The sequence below is a fragment of the Lipingzhangella rawalii genome (assembly GCF_031628175.1).
GTDB lineage: Bacteria > Actinomycetota > Actinomycetes > Streptosporangiales > Streptosporangiaceae > Lipingzhangella_A > Lipingzhangella_A rawalii.
Genome location: NZ_JAVLVT010000005.1, coordinates 241,437 through 260,235, shown reverse-complemented (window position 1 = coordinate 260,235; position 18,799 = coordinate 241,437). Strand labels below are relative to the sequence as shown.

Sequence of the window (18,799 nt, the reverse complement as noted above, 5' to 3'; positions counted from 1 at the left end):
CCCCGCCATGTGTCGCGGGGAGTGTGGGGCGCCTCAGCTGACACCGACCATGCGCAGTTCCCATTCGCTGTCGTGGTCGGCGATGTCGGTAGGGCTCCACTCACCGTCGTTGCGGTATCAGCGGCCTGCACAACGCGAAAGCGAGACCAGTATGACCACCGAGGAGAGCGTGCGCGCCGACCTGAAATCCCGGGTCACAGCGCTCCTCGACACGCACGATCCCCGCAGCACAGACCGCCTCGAGTTCCTCCGCGCCCAGTTCGATGCGGGACTCGCCTGGGTGCACTACCCCGAAGGGTTGGGAGGGCTGGGCCTCGCACGCTCCCATCAGAGTTACGTAACCGAGCTGCTGTCGGCCGCGGGGGCTCCGGACAACAATCCGCGCCGGATCGGGATCGGGCTGGGTATGGCCGCCCCCACGATTCTGGCCTACGGCACCGCGGAACAGCAGCACCGCTTCCTACGGCCGCTGTGGACCGGGGAGGAGGTGTGGTGCCAGCTGTTCAGCGAGCCCGGCGCCGGCTCCGACCTGGCCGCGGTGGCCACCCGCGCCGTGCGCGACGGGGACACCTGGATCGTCAACGGGCAGAAGGTGTGGACCTCGCAGGCGCATCTGGCACGGTGGGGCATCCTGCTGGCGCGCACCGACCCGGACGTGCCGAAACACCGCGGGATGAGCTACTTCATCTGCGATATGCAGGACCCCGGCGTCGAGGTGCGGCCGCTGCGCCAGATCACCGGGGAGGCCGAGTTCAACGAGGTGTTCCTGTCCGAGGCTCGGATCCCGGACACGCAGCGGCTGGGTGCCGAGGGCGAGGGCTGGCGGGTCGCCAACGCCACCTTGATGAACGAACGGGTGGCGATCGGTGGCAACGCCGCACCGCGCGAGTCCGGAATGATCGGAATTACGGCGCAGACCTGGCGGGACCGTCCGGAGGTGCGCCGGCCGGAGTATCACGACCAGCTGATGTCACTGTGGGTGGAGTCCGAACTGGCGCGCCTGTCCGGGACCAGATTGCGGCAGAAGTTGGCGGCGGGCCAGCCCGGCCCGGAGGGCTCGGGCATGAAGCTCACCTTCGCGCGGCTATCCCAACAGATCAGTGGGATGCAGCTTCAGCTTCTCGGGGGCGAGGGGCTGCGCTACAGCGACTGGACCATGACCCGCCCCGACCTGGTGGACATGACCGGGCGGGATGCCGGATACCGCTACCTGCGCGCCAAGGGCAACTCCATCGAGGGCGGCACGTCCGAGATTCTGCGCAACATCATCGCCGAACGCGTACTGGGGCTGGAGCCCGAGCCCCGCTTCGACAAGGACCAGCCCTGGAAGGACATCCCCCGGTGACTGACGCCAATCTGCTCTACACCGACGTCGAGACCGCGCTCCGGGAGAGTGTGCGTGCCCTGCTCAGCGACCAGTGCCCCGCCGAGCGGGTTGCCGACTGCTACGACGGGGACAGCGCGCTGGCCACACGACTGTGGCGCCCCCTGGCGGCCGACCTGGGACTGGCCGGACTGCTGGTACCCGAGGAGCGTGGCGGTGCCGGAGCCAGCGCCCGCGAGGCCGCCGTCGTCCTGGAGGAGCTGGGGCGCGCGTGCGCCCCGGTTCCGTTCCTGACCAGTGCGGTTATCGCCACCCGGGTACTGCTGGGCACGGTCGAGAACGGGCTGCTGAGCCAGCTGGCCGAGGGGCAGCGGACCGCAGCCCTGGCCGTTCCGCTGGCCACCAGCCCGCATGAGTACTCCCCCACTGTGCAGGAGTCCGGTGACGGGGCTCTGACCGGGCAGATCAGCGGGGTGGCCGGTGCCCTGGAGGCCGACGTGCTGCTGGTTCCCGCCCGTCGTGGCGGCGAGCTGGCGCTGCATGCCCTCGATGTGGACTCGGTGACCGTCACCCCGGTGGTGTCGCTGGACATGACCCGTCAGCTCGCCGACCTCGACCTGAACGGCGCCACCGGGCGTCGGATCCTGAACGGCGGCACGGAAACGGTCCTCAGCCAGGCCCTGGAGCTGGGTACGGCACTGCTGGCTTCGGAACAGCTGGGGCTGGCCCAGTGGTGTTTGGACGCGACCGTGGCCTACCTGGGCGAGCGGATCCAGTTCGGCCGCACCGTCGGCGGGTTCCAGGCGCTCAAGCACCGGCTCGCGGATCTGTACGTCCGCATCGAGGCGGCCCGCACTGCGGCGCGCTACGCCGCGGGCACCGAGGCCGACCGGGATCCGGATCGGCACGTGGCAGCGCTGATGGCCAGCACGTACTGCTCGGAGACAGCGGTCGCCGCGGCCGAGGAGTGCGTCCAGCTGCACGGCGGGATCGGCATGACCTGGGAACATCCCGCACACCTTTACCTGAAGCGCGCCCAGGCCGACCAGCTCGCCCTGGGCAGCCCGCAGGTGATCCGCCGCAGGCTCGGTGACCTGGTGGATCTGCCGATGCCGACCAGCAGCTGAGTCGGCCCCATCGCGGCCGGGCGCGTGTGTCCTGACGGGGTGACGTTGTGGCCCGTCGACAGGGGCACGGGCTCTTCGGGCATCGGAACACTGCGCTGGGGCTCATCGAATCCACCACAGCCAGCCAGCACCAGGAAGGTCCCCAGCACACCCGCCGCACACCGTGACCTGCGCACACCCGAACCACCCCTCATCTGGACAATGCCTGACGCTGCCCCGCCGAGCGCGGCATCGTATCCGTGGTCCGGGCTCGGTGCGGCGGATGCGCCCGGGGCCGGGCGGGGTCGATGGTGCATCGTGGAGCCACCAACGATAACGCCGAAGCCGAGCGAAAACGAGACGAACCCATGCCACGCGACTACGACCTTGTTCTGTTCGGCGCAACCGGGTACACCGGATCATTGACCGCCGAATACCTGGCCACCCACGCCCCACGCGAGCTGCGGTGGGCCATTGCCGGGCGCAGCACCGAGAAGCTGGCGGCCCTGCGGAGCCAACTCGCCGAAGTCGCACCGGACCGGCCGGAACCCGCGCTGCTGCGTGCCGACGCGGATGATCCCACCACGCTCCAGGACCTGGCCGCCTCGGCACGGGTCATCGCCACGACGGTCGGGCCCTACGCGCAGTACGGGGAACCACTGGTGGCGGCGTGCGCGTCCGCGGGAACCGACTACCTGGACCTGTGCGGCGAGCCGGCATTCGTGGACCGTATGTACGTGCGGCACCACGCCACCGCACAACGCACCGGGGCACGGCTGGTGCACGCCTGCGGCTTCGAGTCCATTCCCTACGACCTGGGGGTGCTGTTCACCGTGCACCGGCTACCCGAGGGGGTGCCCCTGCACGTGGAAAGCTTCGTTCGTGCCCGCGGGTCGGCGTCGGGCGGCACGCTGAGCTCGGCCCTGGGCGCTTTCGCCGACGCCACGGCTATGACGACCGCTGCACGGGAACGCCGGGCGGTGGAAGGCCGGCCGCAGGGGCGACGAGTCCGGATCGACCGCCGCGGGGTCCCGCGCACCCGCCTGGCCCGAGGCTGGACGCTACCGGTGCCCACCCTGGACCCGCAGGTGGTGGCGCGCTCCGCGGCGGCGCTGGAACGGTATGGACCCGACTTCAGCTACGGGCACTACGCGGCGTTCCGGCGGCTCCCCAGTGCGGTGGCCGCCGCGGGGGGTGCCGCGGGGGTGATGGCGGCCGCCCAGGTCCCCGCGATACGTCGTCGCCTCCTGTCCCTGCGTGCTCCGGGCGACGGGCCGAGTCGCCAACAGCTCGCGCAAGGGTGGTTCACGGTGCATGTCGTGGGCTCGGGTGGTGGGCGGCGGGTGCGCGCCCTGGTCTCGGGTGGTGAACCCGGATACGGCGCCACCTCGGGCATGCTCGCTGAGGCCGCGCTGTGCCTGCACGAGGACGCCCTACCCGAGACTTCGGGGCAGGTGACCACGGCCACCGCCATGGGCGACGCGCTCATCGCGCGGCTGCCGCGCGCCGGGGTGGAATTTCGGGTGCTGGGCGTCCTGGAGGACTGACGGGACTACCGCGGGGGAGTGCCCGGAGTCACGACCGAGCACGGGGCGTGCTGGGGTAGGTGTGCCGGGGAGGGTCGGCGGGGGCCGTTTCGCGACGATCGGCGCGCCGCCGGTGGCCTCCCCCACGCCGCACCGGGGTGCCCCCGTGTGTTCCCTGGTGGGTACGACCGTCCTGGCCGTTGGTCCCGGCGTTTCCGGCCCCCGTGCTCCGGGCACTGTCGATGCGGCCGCGGTCCTGGCCGCCCGCCCCGTCTGCACGCGGTGTCGGCCTCGTTCCGGTTCGTGTGCGCTCGACAAGCATGCTGGTTGGCCGATTCGGTGTGCGGTGGCTCCTCCGGTAGAGTCACCCTAAAGAAATGATATTCATTTTCAAACAGGGTGAGGTATGACCGACACTACGGAGCACCTTCGGGCAGACGAGGCGCCGGCACTTCCCGTCACCGTGCTCTCCGGTTTTCTCGGCGCGGGCAAGACCACACTGCTCAATCACGTCCTGAACAACCGACAGGGCCTGCGTGTGGCCGTCATCGTCAACGACATGAGCGAGGTCAACATCGACGCGGGCCTGGTGCGCGACGGCAGTGCCCTGTCCCGCACCCAGGAACGACTCGTCGAGATGACCAACGGCTGCATCTGCTGCACCCTGCGCGACGACCTACTGACCGAGGTCGACCGACTCGCCCGGGACGGCCGGTTCGACTACCTGCTGATCGAGTCCAGCGGCATCTCCGAACCGATGCCGGTCGCCGCCACCTTCGCCTTCGCTGACGAGAACGGACACTCCCTGCTCGAACACACCGTGCTCGACACCATGGTGTCCGTCATCGACGCAGTGAACTTCCTGCACGAACTCGACGCCGGCGACGACCTCACCTCCCGGGGACTCGACGCCTACCCCGAGGACGAGCGCACGGTCAGCGACCTGCTGGTCGACCAGGTGGAATTCGCCGATGTGCTGGTCCTGAACAAGATCGACCTGGTGACCCCAGCGGAACGAAACCGGGTCGAGGCCGCGCTACGCCGCCTGAACCCCGCGGCGCAGCTCATGCACACCGACCACGGCCGCCTGGACCCCAACCGCATCGTTGGCGCCGGCCTGTTCGACCTGGACCGGGCCGCCCTGGCCCCGGGCTGGGTCGCCGAACTCAACGGCGACCACATTCCCGAGACCGAGGAGTACGGGATCTCCAGCCTGGTGTTCCGCGCCGAACGCCCATTCCACCCCGAACGACTGTGGAGCCTGGTCACCGACCGGATCGACGGCGGAGAGTTCGGCACAGTCCTGCGGTCCAAAGGCTTCTTCTGGCTCGCCACCCGCCCCGCGATCACCGGCCTGTGGTCCCAGGCCGGTACCGTGGCCCGGTTCGAGCCCTCGGGGGTGTGGAACCCCGCGGACGGTCCCGCACTCGGCTTCGACGAACACGAGCTCGCCGACGCGGAGCCCGTCCAACCGAAACAGGAGCTGGTGTTCATCGGCACCGACCTCCGCTCTCCCGAACTCCACACGGCACTGGAAGCGTGCCTGCTCACCGACACCGAGTTCGCCGGTGCCTGGGACGAGCTCTCCGATCCCTTTCCCGACTGGACGTGCCACCCGGCGCACACGCACTGAACACACCAGTCCCCGAGCTGACACGCAGGTGCGATACCCGTTGCGTGCCCGCGCGGAGTTGCTGGATAGCACGACCAGACCCCAGAACAACGCCGATGACTCCCCTCGGCCACTCCCCGCCGGCAGCACCCTGGAAGGTCGAACGCCGGCATAGCGCACGCGGTGTGCGACCGGCGGCATAAGCACACGGTCCCGCGTTGCCTCGAGAGCCTCGTCACCCACTACTAGTCACGCTTTCGCTATACAAATATTTCGCTCAGGTGACACTCAATGAAAAATTATTTACTTTATCACTGCATATGCATAACATGAGACTGACTGGAAATTCCATCATAAGGAAAGCTGAACGTTTATGCAGGAAACATACTCCAAATTGAAAGAAATTTTGATAACAAAATTCGAGATTCCTGAGTCCGATATTCACCCAAAAGCAATGCTGGAAAATCTTGAGCTTGACTCACTGGCGCTAATGGAATTAGCTCTGACGGTACAGCAAACATTTGATATAGGACTCAACGAAGTAGAAATATCGCCTCAACAGACATTGGAAGAAATATCCACCTGGATCGCCAATCAAGAATCAGGAACTAATACTGACGAGTGACTGCACTCATCGCCGTTTCCACACTATAATTGAAACAGTAATCGACCACCGAAACTCGGTTTTAATCGCACCAAAAACCGAAACCAAAATACTTGCAGAGTAATTGCCGCGATTCTACAGAAGTCTTTTGTCGGTCCCGCCTGACCCGAAACACGAATTTCGGAATGACTGCATAATTAGGTGCACAAATTCAGCCAACCGTGATCGTCACTCTCGACCGCAAATATTTCGTCCCTGGTCGAAGCGTTCCAGACGTGGTGCTCCGCCGTCCGCTCTCCACCACCTATCACACACACCCGCACAGAGACACGAGAGGAGACCGGCCGGTATGGCGTCTCTACCTGCCCCTTCCACTTCTGCTGTGCAAGCGCTCATAGACGTCGTCTATGCGAACCGCTTCACCGAACTCCACGCCGACATTCGGAATACCCTGCGCGCAGACATATTCGACTTCCGGGAAGGACTCACCGACAACCAAGCATGCCAACTATCTTACCAACGCGTGCGATTCCTTCGGGACCGACTCAACATACCCGGCGACGTGGCGCGGACCCCGATGCGTCTGTTCGCACTGCTTGAATGGTCCGCCCTACTCGATCCCACCGCGAACGCCCTCCTGTCCATCCACTATGGACTGTGTCTTGGAACTCTGTGCATCCATGGGAACAACCAGCCCGAACTCGACCAGTATACCAGGGAACTGGAATCCATGTCCTCGTTCGGGGTGTATCTGGTCACCGAACTAGGATACGGAAATAACGCCTCCGCATTGGAGACCGAGGCGGATTATGACCCCAGATCTAATGAATTCATCCTCAATACTCCCCGACCACGCGCAGCAAAGTTCATGCCCAATGCGACATTTCTCGAAGGAATTCCCAAGCTGGGCATCGCCATGGCTAAGCTGAAAATTAACGGAAAAGACGAGGGGGTTTTTCCTTTCATAGTTAGATTGACTGACAGCGCGGGTCCATGCAGAAACATACAAATAACACCCCTCCCCCATAAACCCGGACATCACCTCGACAATGCGATTACCGTATTTAGCCAGAAACGCGTCCCTCGAGCAAACTTCGTTCCTGGGACGCACGGCACACTCAACCCCAACGGAGAATTTAATTCTAGCATCAGTCGCCGCCAACGTTTTCTACAGTCGGTTAATGCTCTCTTACTGGGGCGAATCGGGCTCACATCTGGGCTAGTATCCTGCGCTCGTGCAAGTCTTGTTATTGCTCTTAAATACTCTATTCAGCGCCATAGTTTCGCTCCAGGGCGCAACGATGTCCCTTTAATCCAGTATCGCAGTCAACAGCGTGAATTATTTTCACAACTGGCCGCAACCTATTCGATGACCAGTCTTATGAACAACGTTAAGTCACGATACGCGATGATGCAGAACGAGCCATCAGAGGATCTGGAAGAATTTATTTCTGTCGCAAAAGCAATCGCCAGCTGGTCATCTTCCGAAACTATTCACATTTGCAGGGAACGATGTGGGGCGCAAGGGATGTTCGCCATAAATCGCATCGCTGACTATGTGGGGGCGGCTCAGACAGTCATTACAGCCGAGGGCGACAACCTGGTTATACTCAGTATTGCCGCAGGTAGTCTGCTCCAGCACCGAACGCCTCGTCCATCCACACCGGAACCAGGGCAGCTGAACGATCCCCGTAGCATGTATGATCTACTTTCCTATCGCGAGGAAAGCCTACGATGGGAAATCCGAGATAAATACGGACAAGCACTACTGGACACTAGGGAACGGCTCGACGCTTGGAACGATAATCTCAATCCTGCGCTAGACATGGCCAGAACGTACGGCAGTCGTACAGCACTTGGATCCTTTCTGGATGACATCTCCACTGTGACACATCCCGACGCCAACAGCGCGCTTACACTACTGGCCACGGTGTACGGGCTGAATGAAATCGCCAAGGATTCAGGCTGGTATCTCGCCCACGGTGTCCTCACCGCCGACCAAGTCCTGAGCATCTCCCGAACCCTGGATGAACTATGTGTCCAAATCCTTCCCTATATTCCGCTCCTGATCGAGGGGTTCGCCCTTCCCAACTCAGTGCTGCGGACAGCGATCGCCGACGACTACCTCAGTTACTACACACGCTACGGTGGGATGACTGCTCAGCGTTAATAGACAGGACTACCACACGTCCGGACCTTGCTCCCGTGCATCTCGCCTACCTCAGCGAGCGGTCTCGTCGGCGGAGCCACCGCATTCCAACTGCTGACCGGGACCAGCGCTGATGTCTGGTGTCTGGCCAAACCTCAGGGTACACACAGCGCAGGGCACGACCCCCACGCAGTATTCGGGCACGCCACTCATCCCTACCGCATGGAGCGTGTTAGTTCCGCCGTCCGCTCCCAATAGCGCCCCGTATCCGGACACCGGTAAGATATCGGTTATCACTGCGTTCCGAAATCACTACCACAGACATGCCACCTCCGGAATTCCGTCCCGTACTGGCACCCCTAGGATGTGTCAGAAGAACGGCTACGTTGTACAAATATGGAATGTTCCCGCCGAACCCTCACCCTCGCGTAGGGGAGCGACTTTCCGCATAACATTGTCTGTAGTGCCTCGAGGGCACCAACGCGTAACAGCCAGAATCAAGAGTCCTCAGCGGCCCCTCCCGCAGAACTACGCAACATCTATGACCACGCGAATCGGGACGCCGAACAACACTCTGCAATCCCCCTTGCATGGCGAATTCCCCGACCGGTGGCGGTGGGCGTGGGTGGCAAGAGGCGCACTCGGGTGGCTACGACATTCGACGGCCTCCGCGCCGGGACGCGCAAGCTCCGGCGGCTGCTGGGGCGGTCCGCCGACGCGGCCCGTTGCCGTTCACGAATTCTGGCCGGTGCCACCTCGGCCACGATGCACGTCGTCCCGGTGGATCCGCTGGCCCGTACCAACCACCACGACCCACTGGCTGGCTGGACTGGATCACCCGCCATATCGCTCCCTGTCAGTAAGGAGCCAATGATGTCCCGCTTCCCCGCAGTCGTCAGTGGGCTGGGCCTGGTGACCTCTGGAGGTCTTGGCGCGGCCGAGACCTGGCAGACGGTCCGCAGCGGCCAGCCTACGGCCCAAGCTCTCCCGGAATTCGCACACCTGCCCGTACGGATCGCCTGCCCGGCCCCCGTCTCCGGCACCACCCCACTCCCCGCTGGGGCACAGGGATGGCGGCTGGACCGCTTCACCCGGCTCGCGCTCCTGGCCACGGATGAAGCCATCCAGGATGCCGGCCTCACACCCTCCACCTGGAATTCCGAGCGTGTGGCCATCGTCCTGGGCTGTGGGGCGTGGGGTGCTGAGACCACGGAGACACAGATGGCACGAATCCACAACACCGGTCCGAGCACGGTGTCACCGCTCGCCCTGCCCATGTCCATGCCGAACCAGGCCGCAGCCCAGCTAGCCATCCGTTTCCACGCCACCGGTCCCAACCTCACCGTCAACACCGCCTGCGCCGCCGGGACCGATGCTCTCGGGGCAGCTCGGGGGCTCCTTCAGACAGGAGCGGCCGATATCGTCCTCGCCGGGGGCACAGAAGCCCTGCTCACGCCCTACTTCCTGGCCACATTCGCCAGTATGGGAGCGCTATCGCGCAACAACGAGGATCCAGAATCGGCCTCCCGCCCGTTCGACCAGAAACGCGACGGCTTCGTCATATCCGAAGGCGCAGGAGTCATGGTCCTGGAAACCGAACAACACGCTGTGGAACGCAGCGTCCGCCCACGCGCCCGAATCACCGGCTACGGCACCACCTGCGATGCCCACCACAGCACCGCTCCCCACCCCCAGGGGGTGGCGGCAGAACGGGCACTCCGGCTGGCGCTCACCGACGCCGACCGAAACCCCTCCGAGGTGGACCATGTGAACGCGCACGGCACCAGCACCCCGTTGAACGACCTCACCGAAGCCCGGGTTATCGACAGAGTGCTGCCCCACCGACCCCCGGTGACCTCCACGAAAGGTGTGACGGGACACGCCCTCGGTGCAGCTGGCGCTATCGAGGCTGGCCTGACCGTACTGACCATCCAAACCGGCATGGTCCCTCCGATCGCCGGCCTGACCACCCCAGACCCGGACATTGAACTCGACCTCGTCCGCGATACCCCCCGCGCCAGGGAGGTCCGTACCGCCCTCAGCAGTTCATTCGGGTTCGGAGGACATAACGCTGTACTGGTGCTGGAAAGTTGAACTCCGCTGTGGACCCTCGACATGAACGGGGCTGACCTCAGCACCCGTCTGTACCGCACCTATGGGAGGACCAGCCCACAACGCCACAGCCGACCCCAGCTCCAATAATGGCAGCGTCCAGGGTGTAGTCCCATCCCCCTCCTCGAGGATCGCGCCGTGGGGAAACTGAGTGACTCCAGCGAGTGACCCCAGGACACGGCCTCTCTTTCCGGTGCGACCTGCACCAGAGTGCAAAATCCGCTCCTTGGTTCCGAACATCCGGGACAATATACCCTTCGGCTACACCCGGTGCGAGTGGCGGAATCTGATCCGGTTGCACCCCAACTGTCGGCCGCCACCGCGGCACCGGCAGGGTGTGCCTCCAGTGAGCTCCACACGTGTTCCGCCCACCCAGGGTTTTGCCCTTCGCAGCAGCCTCCAGGGCTGATTGGGAGCGGTATTCGAGCACTGCGCCAGCACGCGCGAGATGGTTACCCGCAGACCTCGTGGAGCGTGGCCAGCAATCAGCGAAATCTCCACCCAACCCCGGTCATCTACCACGCATCCTCCATCCCAGAGAACACACTCCTTTCACCTCAGAGATAACGAACAACATCCCTCCGTCGCGCCACAGAACAGGCAAGAGGAACCAAGAGTAAGAGAACACTCTCCTCAGCTACATAAAAATATTTCTCTGCTGCTACATATTTGAAATCCAAGGGTTGCCACTATTTAATGATCAATCACACTGCTACAGTCGATACCAGGATGACGACACAAAGCAATCGTCACTCCAGAAGAAAAGCACTCCACACGAAAAATATTTCTTTTCGTTCCTGAGTCACGAGGATAACCTTTGCAACCCAGTTCCGAACCCGACAGTCGCGCCTATGTTTCTGACCTCACCCTGCCAGCAGAAATCGATCCGTCCGCGGCACCAACCCCATCTCCGGAAGACGAAGGCGCGATTCTCCTAACGGGGGCCACCGGATATCTCGGAGGATTTCTGCTTGCGACACTTCTGGAGCGGACCCGATCCCGGATCTGTTGTGTGGTGCGTGGACGAACGCCAGAGGAGGCATATTCTGAGCTGCACGCATCTCTGGCGGCTCGCGGGGCCAACACCGAGGAGATACATCGTGTCGATATTATCGTCGGAAATATCGCCAAGCCCAGATTGGGACTAACGCCACCCGAGTATGAGTACTGGTCGGAACGCGTACACAGCATTTATCACTGTGCCGCCTGGGTCAATCTGGTTAGTGGATACAAATTTCTCCGCAACAGCAATGTGGTGTCAACTACGGAGTTACTAAAGTTCGCCACCTTCCGTCGACGAATCCCATTTCATCATATCTCGACCCTGGGGACGATTATTGCTGGTTTCGCCGAGGGGTGGGGGGTCGTCACGGAAGACATGAGACCTCCGCAGCCGTTACCAGTGGGCTACTACGAGAGCAAATGGGTCTCCGAGAGCCGGGTGTGCCAGGCGCGCGAGCGTGGGCTTCCGGCACGTATCTACCGGCCGGGGGCCATCCTCGGCGACAGTACGAGCGGATTCGCGTGCACGTCCGACTGGCTTGCCCAGCTTACCCAGGCCTGTGTGCGGGTGGGAAGCATACCGACGCACAACTTTCAACTCCCGGTGAGCTGCGCCGACTTCACCGCCACCTGCATCGTCCGGATCGCGACCGAATATGCCGGCCCGACGGGAGTGTTCCACCCGATCGCACCCACACCCATGCCCCTGGAGACTTATTTCAGCATGGTGCGCGCGGAACGACCGGACCTAGATCGTGTTCCTTACGACCGGTGGCTGGACCTGGTTCGCACAACCTACGGCCCGAGCAGCCCCGTATACCAGCTTTCCTCCGCTGTTCCCCGTTTTCTGCCGAGCCCAGAGAACGGTGTGGCTACCTATGCCAGCGCGGATACGACTCTTGCCTGCCTCGAGCCCTCCCCCATGATTCCTCCGATGGACCGGAACTACTTCTCCCGGTTTCTCGCCCATATTCTTTCGGAGTAGGACACCGTATGACGTTCCGCAGTACGACCAGTTACCTCCGGGTCCTGATGTTTCCCGGGCAGGGGGGCCAACGTCGAGGGATGGGGAGCGAACTCCTGGAGAACCCCTCGTCACTGATCGACGAAGCCGACGATATTCTTGACTACTCGGTGCGCGAGTTGTGTCTTTCGGATCCACACGGTGCGCTCGAAGATTCACGTTACGCGCAACCAGCCGTGTACGTGACCAATGCCCTGGCATACCGAAACTATCTGAAACATTTTGCCCAGCCCGATGTCCTGATCGGACACAGTCTGGGTGAGTACAACGCATTGGAGGCGGCCGGAGTCCTCGACTTCGCCACCGGATTGCGCCTGGTACAGACACGGGCCCAGGTTACGACCGGTCGTCCGGGCGCGATGCTCGCCGTCGTGGGATTGACGATCGTCGAGATCAACTCTGTTCTGGAACAGGCGGAGCTGAGCGAGATCGAACCGGCGAACCTGAATAGCAGATTTCAGTCGGTCCTGGGCGGACCGGTAGACCAGATCAATACGGCACGCTCAGCCCTCCAGTCGGCCGGCGCAAAACTCACATCGCGGCTGCGCATCACTGGCGCCTTCCATACTCGGCATATGCGAGGCGCTGCCAATGAATTCCGAATCGCAATGCCAAATTTCAATGCGTGTCCCGGGAAGACGCCCGTTATCGCGAACCTCACGGCCCGACCATACCAGAATCTCGACGTCCGGGACGCTCTGGTTGCTCACCTCACGCATCCCGTATTGTGGCAGCACTCCATCGAAGAAATCATCGACCGTTGGGGGCGCCCCGAGCTGCCCGGCGACGGAGTGCTATTCGATGAAATCGGTTCCGAACAGGTACTCACCAGGCTGGTAACTCACATTCGCAGAGACCGCGCCACATCAATACAGCATCCGTACACGGAGACATGATGGCTACGTTCACCCTGAATGACCTTGCCCGGATACTCCACGCATGCAAGGTCGACATCGATATCGCCACAGTCGATACCGCACGTCCCTTCACCGAACTCGATATCGACTCCCTAACCCTCGTGGAGTTGGCGGAACGTATCACCAACGAATACCAAGTTCCAGTGCCACCGGAGATTATCGACGATTTTCGGACACCACAATCCACACTCGATTACGTCAACCGCCATCTGGCGACCCAGGAAGAACCGTCATGAGCCCAGCGCGCACTCCCGATCAGACCAAACCTGCCATCCGGCGCCCCTGTGGCGGGCGTCCCTGCCATATATCCGGAATCGGAACCTATCGACCACGCCAGGTCATCACCAGCAGCGAAATCGACGCCCAGCTTTCCCTACCCTCGGACTGGATCCAAAAACGCACGGGAATTGTGTCTCGACACCAGGCGAGCGATAAGGAAACCCTGGTCAGCATGGGGAGCAAAGCCGCACGTTCCGCACTCGACCACGCGGAGCTGAAACCGTCCGATGTCGGATGCGTTGTTCTGGCCACTATGACCAATACGCGACAGATTCCCGCCCTTGCTCCGGCACTCACCCGCGACCTCGGTGCCTCCCAGGCTGGCGCCTACGATGTGAACGCCGCATGTGCCGGATTCAGCCTGGGACTGACGACCGCCGCTGGTCACATCAGCACGGGTGCCGCCGAGCATGTTCTTGTCGTTGCGGCGGAACGCCTCGTGGACGTCGTCGACCCCACGGACCGAGACACGGCAGCGGTGTTTGCCGACGGCGCCGGGGCAGCGGTGGTCAGCGCCGCCGACCGTGCCGGGTTCGGCCCCGTGGCCTGGGGATCCGACGGAACGGCGGAACACCTGTTCACGCTGGAACGGCGACGCACCCAGGTCACTTCCACGGATCCTGTCCTGCACATGGATGGTCCTGAGCTCGCCCGCCGGTTCGGTAGCCAGATGACGCCACTCGCCCGGACCGCATTGATCCAAGCGGAGACGACTTGGCGGGACATCAGTGCGTTCATCCCCCACCAGGCGAACGAGCGACTGATCCAGCGGTTCGTCGACGAGCTCAACCTCCCAAACCATGTCACCGTCGCACGGGCCATCCGCACTGACGGCAACACCTCGGCGGCATCGATTCCGCTGGCGATCGAGACCCTACTCGCCTCCGGCGAAGCGGAGTCTGGGGAACTCGCACTGCTCCTGGGGTTCGGAGTGGGCATGACCTGGGCCGCACAGGTGGTACGCCTGCCCTAGCCAGCCCGGATCGGCGCTCTTGTCTCTCACCCACGGAGAACCCCATGGGAATACTGGCCGGTCGAAACCTCCTCATCACCGGTGTGGTCTCCTCGGCCTCCCTGGCCTACCACACGGCCCGCATTGCGCAGGAGGAGGGTGCCCGAATCGTCCTCACCAGCCACCGTCGTCCAGCGCTCGTGGAGTACCTCGCGGAATCACTCCCGCAGCACTGCCCAGTGGTTCCTCTCGACGTCACCGACGGCCAGGACCTCGCTGCGCTTGCCGACCGGGTCGGCGAACACGTCCCAGGCGTGGACGGGGTGCTGCATTCGGTAGCCTATGCCCCTCCCCGCGCGTTGGGGGGACACATACTGCACACCTCCTGGGCCGACGTCGCAACCACGCTCCACACTTCGGCCTACTCGTTGGCGGCATTGACCGAGGCGATCCTGCCCCTGATGAACGGGCGTGGCTCGATCGTTAGCCTTGGTTTCGACGCCAGCGTGGCCTGGCCCGGCTACAACTGGATGGGCATCGCCAAGGCCGCCCTGGAGTCCTGCGTACGCTATCTCGCACGCGACCTGGGCCACCGTGGCATTCGGGTCAATCTCGTCGCCGCAGGACCGGTACGCACCCTGGCCGCATCTGCCGTACCCCAGTTTGAGGCCTTGGAATCCGCCTTCGTCAGCCAAGCTCCCCTCGGCTGGTCACCAGACAACCCAGACACGGTGGCGCGAACCTGCGTAGCACTTCTGTCTTCATGGCTGCCCGCAACAACCGGATCGGTCATCTACGCGGATGGGGGAGCACACATGGTCGGAACCGCAGGATCCCTATCTTCCCCATGCGATCAATCCGAAACCGCATCCACCTTCACTCCGACGACCTGGGCCGACTACACCTGAACCACCCCTGATTTAAGGATGACAATGGTGGAGGAACTCCCCGATACCAGCAGCTCATACCCGAAAATAGTAACCTTCTCCACACTGGCATCTGGAACTACTACACACCAAGATCGAATCGAAGTCGACGATGACATGTCACTCATCTTCGCCAAGATCCAGATCCCACCGGGAGAGTCAACAGGATGGCACTACCACCAAGGCCCCGTCCTCATCGTAGTTCAATCCGGGAAACTCAAACACACCATGAAAAGCGGAGAAACACAGCACATCACTGAAGGATCTGCATTCATCGAGCCATTCGGAGAAGAAGCTTCGCATATAGGATACAATGAAATGCGGACGCCTCTGATTCTCTACGCTGCTTACCTACTGCCGGCGGGCGCACCCCTGGCTATTGCGACCGACGGCCCGGAATCCGTCGGGTAGACGAAAGCGAACGACGAATTCGGCACCAGGGCCAGCGAAACAACGAGCGTGACCAACGCCCTGGGGTCGAACGCCGGCCATGTCACCTGGTCCGGTTTCGCGGACATGCCCCGGGTACCGGCCCGTGCCACCGGAAGCACGCCTCTGGAGGAGGCGTCGTGTCGCGACGGTCGAACTGGCCCCGAGCGCACTTTCGGTTTCGTTGATCCGTCACCTGTCCGCCCCGAGGCGGGGCACACTTCTCTGGCGGTGCGGCAAGGTTGTCCAGACCGGCCGCAGGGGAATCCGCTTCTCGGTAGTCAGCGTGCGTACCTCCGGCGGGTTGGGGACAGGCGTGGCGATCGGCACGGCCGTACACCTCGTGCTGGGTGTTGTCGGTTTCGGGTTCTCGCTGGTGCCACTACTGGTTCGCCTGCGCGGGCCGGTACTCGACTGGGCGCTGCACGGGGTGATGGCGATGGCCATGGGGATCATGGCCGCGCTGGGCATGACCGGCCCGACGCGCCTCCCGCTGGTCGCACTGCTGCTGGTGGCCGCGGCGTGGGCGTGGTACCAGCTGCCACGTCGGCACGAATGGCTGCACGTCGTCGCGGACCTGGCCACCATGGCATTCCTGGTGCTGCTGGCACCCGGTACCGACGGTCCAGACCCTGCCGACACACACGTACACCACGCGGGTGCTGCCGGAGAAAATGTCGGGGTCGTGGCGGTGCTGATTTTCTGGGGCGTCGTGCACGTATGCTGCCGGGCCCAGGTACACAGCCGTCCCCACCGTCGGGACGCGATATGCAGTCTGGGCATGATCGCAGCGATGGGGGCGATGTTGCTGATGCTGTGACCATGGCCAGGTCCCGTACCGGGACCCCGCGTTCGCTGCGCTTCCGCCAGCTCGAACTGGTCCCCTCCGCAGCCCCACCGGATTCCGGCCTGGCTGCCTGCTGCACGGCCCCGGCCGGTGCGGGCGTTGCTGCGGTGAATGACCACGGTTGCCTACAATTCTGCTCGGCAGACAACCGGAGATCGAGGAATATCCGTGACAGCCGCTCCCCCCTGGTCGACGCATATCATCCCCCGGTCCGAGGGCGACCCCGCCTATATCGGGGGCTATCGGATCGCGGGCCGGATCGGTGCGGGCGGGATGGGCACCGTCTATGCCGCAGTCGATCGGCACGAGCACCCGGCGGCCGTCAAGGTTGTCAAGTCCGACTTCGCCGCCGACCGTGACTTCCGGGCCCGCTTCGCTCGAGAGGTCGCCATGGTGCGGCGGGTCCAGGCGCGATGCCTGCCGCGGTTCCTCGACGCCAACACCCACACGGCCCGCCCCTGGCTGGCCACCGAGTATGTTCCCGGGCCCACGCTGCGCGCGTATGTCGCCGAGCGGGGGCCGTTGGCGGGAGACCATCTGCTGGCTTTCGCGGCGGGGGCCGCCGAAGCACTCCAGGCGATCCACGCCGCCGGTGTCGTGCACCGCGACCTGAAGCCAGGAAACGTGATCCTCTCCCCCACCGGACCCAAGGTGCTCGACTTCGGTATCGCTCGGGCGGTGGACGAGTCGGCCATCACCAGCACCGGGGGGCTGGTCGGCACTCCCGGCTGGATCGCCCCGGAGCTGTACCAGGGGGCGGCGCCCAGCGTCGCCGCGGACGTGTTCGCCTGGGGTGGGCTCGTCGCCTTCGCGGCCACCGGACGCAACCCGTTCGGTGACGGGCATGCCCAGGCAGTCGCCGAGCGCACCCTGAACGAGGCGCCCGACGTCACGGGGCTACCGCCACAGATGCGGGAGCTGGTTCTGGCCGCGCTTGCGACCGACCCGCGGCACCGACCAACCGCCACAGCAGCACTCCACACCGTGACCGCACTCGGCGCGGGACCCGAGCAGGCCCCGGCAGCGGAACCGACGATGGCCCTCACCGCACTGTTGGAGCGAGGGTGGTCGGTCGAGGCGGACAGCGACACCAGCACGTGGAAACCGTTGCTGCCCCCGCGCCGGCCCTGGTGGCGCCGGCGCGGGGTTCAGCTGTCCGCCGCCGCGGCGATGGCCGTGGCCCTGACGGTCACGGGCGGCTGGTTCGCCGGGCAGTGGTATGCCACCGGGGCTCCGACCACGCCCACTCCGGGAAACGCGACCCCAGGCGGTGCCACCCCGGAGGCAGCGGGTCAGGAGCCCCAGCCGGTGGACGACATCACCCGAGGCGGCCCCAACCTGGTGGCGGACCAGGCCCCGGATGAGCGGGATCTGGCGGAGGTTGCGGTGCGCGAGATCAACGGGGACAGCATCACCGTGGGCGCGTCCGAGCAGGCGCCCGGCGCCGAATCTCCCAACGAGCCGTCCGGCGAGCCGCTTCCCCCCGTGGCAACGATCCGAATGCTCGAGGCGGAGGACACCGCCAACGGCGTGGAACTCACCGGGCGGGTGGACTACGAGGACGATGTCGGTGGTTTTGTCCTGCACAGCAACGACCTCACGGTCCGGAGTCTTCGCTGTGGCGAGGTCCGGCAGTTCATCGACTGTGCCCACGACGAGTCCGACGCCGACCACGTGGACGAGTTCGGCAGCACCTACGAGGAGCATCCCCTCACCGAGAACGAGGTGTTGGCGGTGGTGACCCCGGAACAGGACAGTGTGGACTTTCGGGTCACCGCCCCAGGGGCGGGCACGCACGGTGAACTGTTCTACACGCTCCCGGACGGGAACCTGTGGGGGAACCATCCGGACGAGCTGGTCCACTTCACGCCGCAGGCCAGTGTGTGCTTCGACCTCCAGATCGAGCCCTGGCCGGACTTCCCGGTCTGGCATCGCGGAGGCTACAACTGCGGTAACCCTGCCATGTACTGAGCGAGGCAAGGAGTAACTC

Annotated in this window: 15 protein-coding genes; all 15 read left to right on the top strand. The window is 63.9% G+C overall.

What is annotated here, in order from left to right; genetic code table 11:
- Positions 1-151 precede the first annotated feature (151 nt).
- The 15 genes from RIF23_RS12175 to RIF23_RS12105 all read left to right on the top strand — a co-directional run bounded on the left by RIF23_RS12175 (position 152) and on the right by RIF23_RS12105 (position 18,780).
- Complete coding sequence (locus tag RIF23_RS12175) at positions 152-1,345, top strand: acyl-CoA dehydrogenase family protein (protein ID WP_310912613.1); 1,194 nt, start codon at positions 152-154, stop codon at positions 1,343-1,345.
- Entirely contained in the window at positions 1,342-2,451 is a 1,110-nt protein-coding gene (locus RIF23_RS12170) for an acyl-CoA dehydrogenase family protein (protein ID WP_310912612.1), read from the top strand. The genes RIF23_RS12175 and RIF23_RS12170 overlap by 4 nt, the downstream gene beginning before the upstream one ends.
- A 347-nt stretch (positions 2,452-2,798) precedes the next feature.
- A complete protein-coding gene (locus RIF23_RS12165; RefSeq protein ID WP_310912611.1) occupies positions 2,799-3,977 on the top strand; it encodes a saccharopine dehydrogenase family protein in 1,179 nt (392 codons plus the stop codon).
- A gap of 385 nt (positions 3,978-4,362) precedes the next feature.
- Positions 4,363-5,589, top strand: a complete 1,227-nt coding sequence (locus RIF23_RS12160; protein WP_310912610.1) for a GTP-binding protein — start codon at positions 4,363-4,365, stop codon at positions 5,587-5,589.
- Between the two features lie 352 nt (positions 5,590-5,941).
- Complete coding sequence (locus tag RIF23_RS12155) at positions 5,942-6,193, top strand: acyl carrier protein (RefSeq protein ID WP_310912609.1); 252 nt, start codon at positions 5,942-5,944, stop codon at positions 6,191-6,193.
- Positions 6,194-6,521: 328 nt separating this feature from the next.
- Positions 6,522-8,342, top strand: a complete 1,821-nt coding sequence (locus tag RIF23_RS12150) for an acyl-CoA dehydrogenase family protein (RefSeq protein ID WP_310912608.1) — start codon at positions 6,522-6,524, stop codon at positions 8,340-8,342.
- An 849-nt stretch (positions 8,343-9,191) separates the two neighbouring features.
- Entirely contained in the window at positions 9,192-10,415 is a 1,224-nt protein-coding gene (locus tag RIF23_RS12145; RefSeq protein WP_310912607.1) for a beta-ketoacyl-[acyl-carrier-protein] synthase family protein, read from the top strand.
- Between the two features lie 835 nt (positions 10,416-11,250).
- Positions 11,251-12,420, top strand: a complete 1,170-nt coding sequence (locus RIF23_RS12140) for a thioester reductase domain-containing protein (RefSeq protein WP_310912606.1) — start codon at positions 11,251-11,253, stop codon at positions 12,418-12,420.
- A gap of 8 nt (positions 12,421-12,428) precedes the next feature.
- Entirely contained in the window at positions 12,429-13,355 is a 927-nt protein-coding gene (locus RIF23_RS12135; RefSeq protein ID WP_310912605.1) for an ACP S-malonyltransferase, read from the top strand.
- Positions 13,352-13,612 carry an acyl carrier protein gene (locus tag RIF23_RS12130; RefSeq protein WP_310912604.1) on the top strand — a complete coding sequence of 87 codons (261 nt, stop codon included), beginning with the start codon at positions 13,352-13,354 and terminating at the stop codon, positions 13,610-13,612. Before RIF23_RS12135 ends, RIF23_RS12130 begins: the two co-directional genes overlap by 4 nt.
- Positions 13,609-14,628, top strand: coding sequence for a ketoacyl-ACP synthase III (locus RIF23_RS12125; protein ID WP_310912603.1), 1,020 nt, complete (start codon positions 13,609-13,611; stop codon positions 14,626-14,628). The genes RIF23_RS12130 and RIF23_RS12125 overlap by 4 nt, the downstream gene beginning before the upstream one ends.
- 44 nt (positions 14,629-14,672) lie before the next feature.
- Positions 14,673-15,515 carry an enoyl-ACP reductase FabI gene (gene fabI / locus RIF23_RS12120; protein WP_310912602.1) on the top strand — a complete coding sequence of 281 codons (843 nt, stop codon included), beginning with the start codon at positions 14,673-14,675 and terminating at the stop codon, positions 15,513-15,515.
- Between the two features lie 24 nt (positions 15,516-15,539).
- Positions 15,540-15,944: a cupin domain-containing protein gene (locus tag RIF23_RS12115; RefSeq protein WP_310912601.1), complete on the top strand. Its 405-nt coding sequence runs from the start codon at positions 15,540-15,542 to the stop codon at positions 15,942-15,944.
- A 304-nt stretch (positions 15,945-16,248) separates the two neighbouring features.
- Positions 16,249-16,782, top strand: coding sequence for a DUF5134 domain-containing protein (locus RIF23_RS12110; protein ID WP_310912600.1), 534 nt, complete (start codon positions 16,249-16,251; stop codon positions 16,780-16,782).
- A gap of 195 nt (positions 16,783-16,977) precedes the next feature.
- A complete protein-coding gene (locus RIF23_RS12105; protein ID WP_310912599.1) occupies positions 16,978-18,780 on the top strand; it encodes a serine/threonine-protein kinase in 1,803 nt (600 codons plus the stop codon).
- Positions 18,781-18,799 lie beyond the last annotated feature (19 nt).

What these genes read in the sequence shown, in the direction of transcription:
- RIF23_RS12175 (WP_310912613.1), top strand. Translation starts at nt 152, where the DNA reads ATGACCACCGAGGAGAGCGTGCGCGCCGACCTGAAATCCCGGGTCACA.
- RIF23_RS12165 (WP_310912611.1), top strand. Translation starts at nt 2,799, where the DNA reads ATGCCACGCGACTACGACCTTGTTCTGTTCGGCGCAACCGGGTACACC.
- RIF23_RS12160 (WP_310912610.1), top strand. Translation starts at nt 4,363, where the DNA reads ATGACCGACACTACGGAGCACCTTCGGGCAGACGAGGCGCCGGCACTT.
- RIF23_RS12155 (WP_310912609.1), top strand. Translation starts at nt 5,942, where the DNA reads ATGCAGGAAACATACTCCAAATTGAAAGAAATTTTGATAACAAAATTC.
- RIF23_RS12150 (WP_310912608.1), top strand. Translation starts at nt 6,522, where the DNA reads ATGGCGTCTCTACCTGCCCCTTCCACTTCTGCTGTGCAAGCGCTCATA.
- RIF23_RS12145 (WP_310912607.1), top strand. Translation starts at nt 9,192, where the DNA reads ATGATGTCCCGCTTCCCCGCAGTCGTCAGTGGGCTGGGCCTGGTGACC.
- RIF23_RS12135 (WP_310912605.1), top strand. Translation starts at nt 12,429, where the DNA reads ATGACGTTCCGCAGTACGACCAGTTACCTCCGGGTCCTGATGTTTCCC.
- RIF23_RS12130 (WP_310912604.1), top strand. Translation starts at nt 13,352, where the DNA reads ATGATGGCTACGTTCACCCTGAATGACCTTGCCCGGATACTCCACGCA.
- RIF23_RS12125 (WP_310912603.1), top strand. Translation starts at nt 13,609, where the DNA reads ATGAGCCCAGCGCGCACTCCCGATCAGACCAAACCTGCCATCCGGCGC.
- fabI (WP_310912602.1), top strand. Translation starts at nt 14,673, where the DNA reads ATGGGAATACTGGCCGGTCGAAACCTCCTCATCACCGGTGTGGTCTCC.
- RIF23_RS12115 (WP_310912601.1), top strand. Translation starts at nt 15,540, where the DNA reads ATGGTGGAGGAACTCCCCGATACCAGCAGCTCATACCCGAAAATAGTA.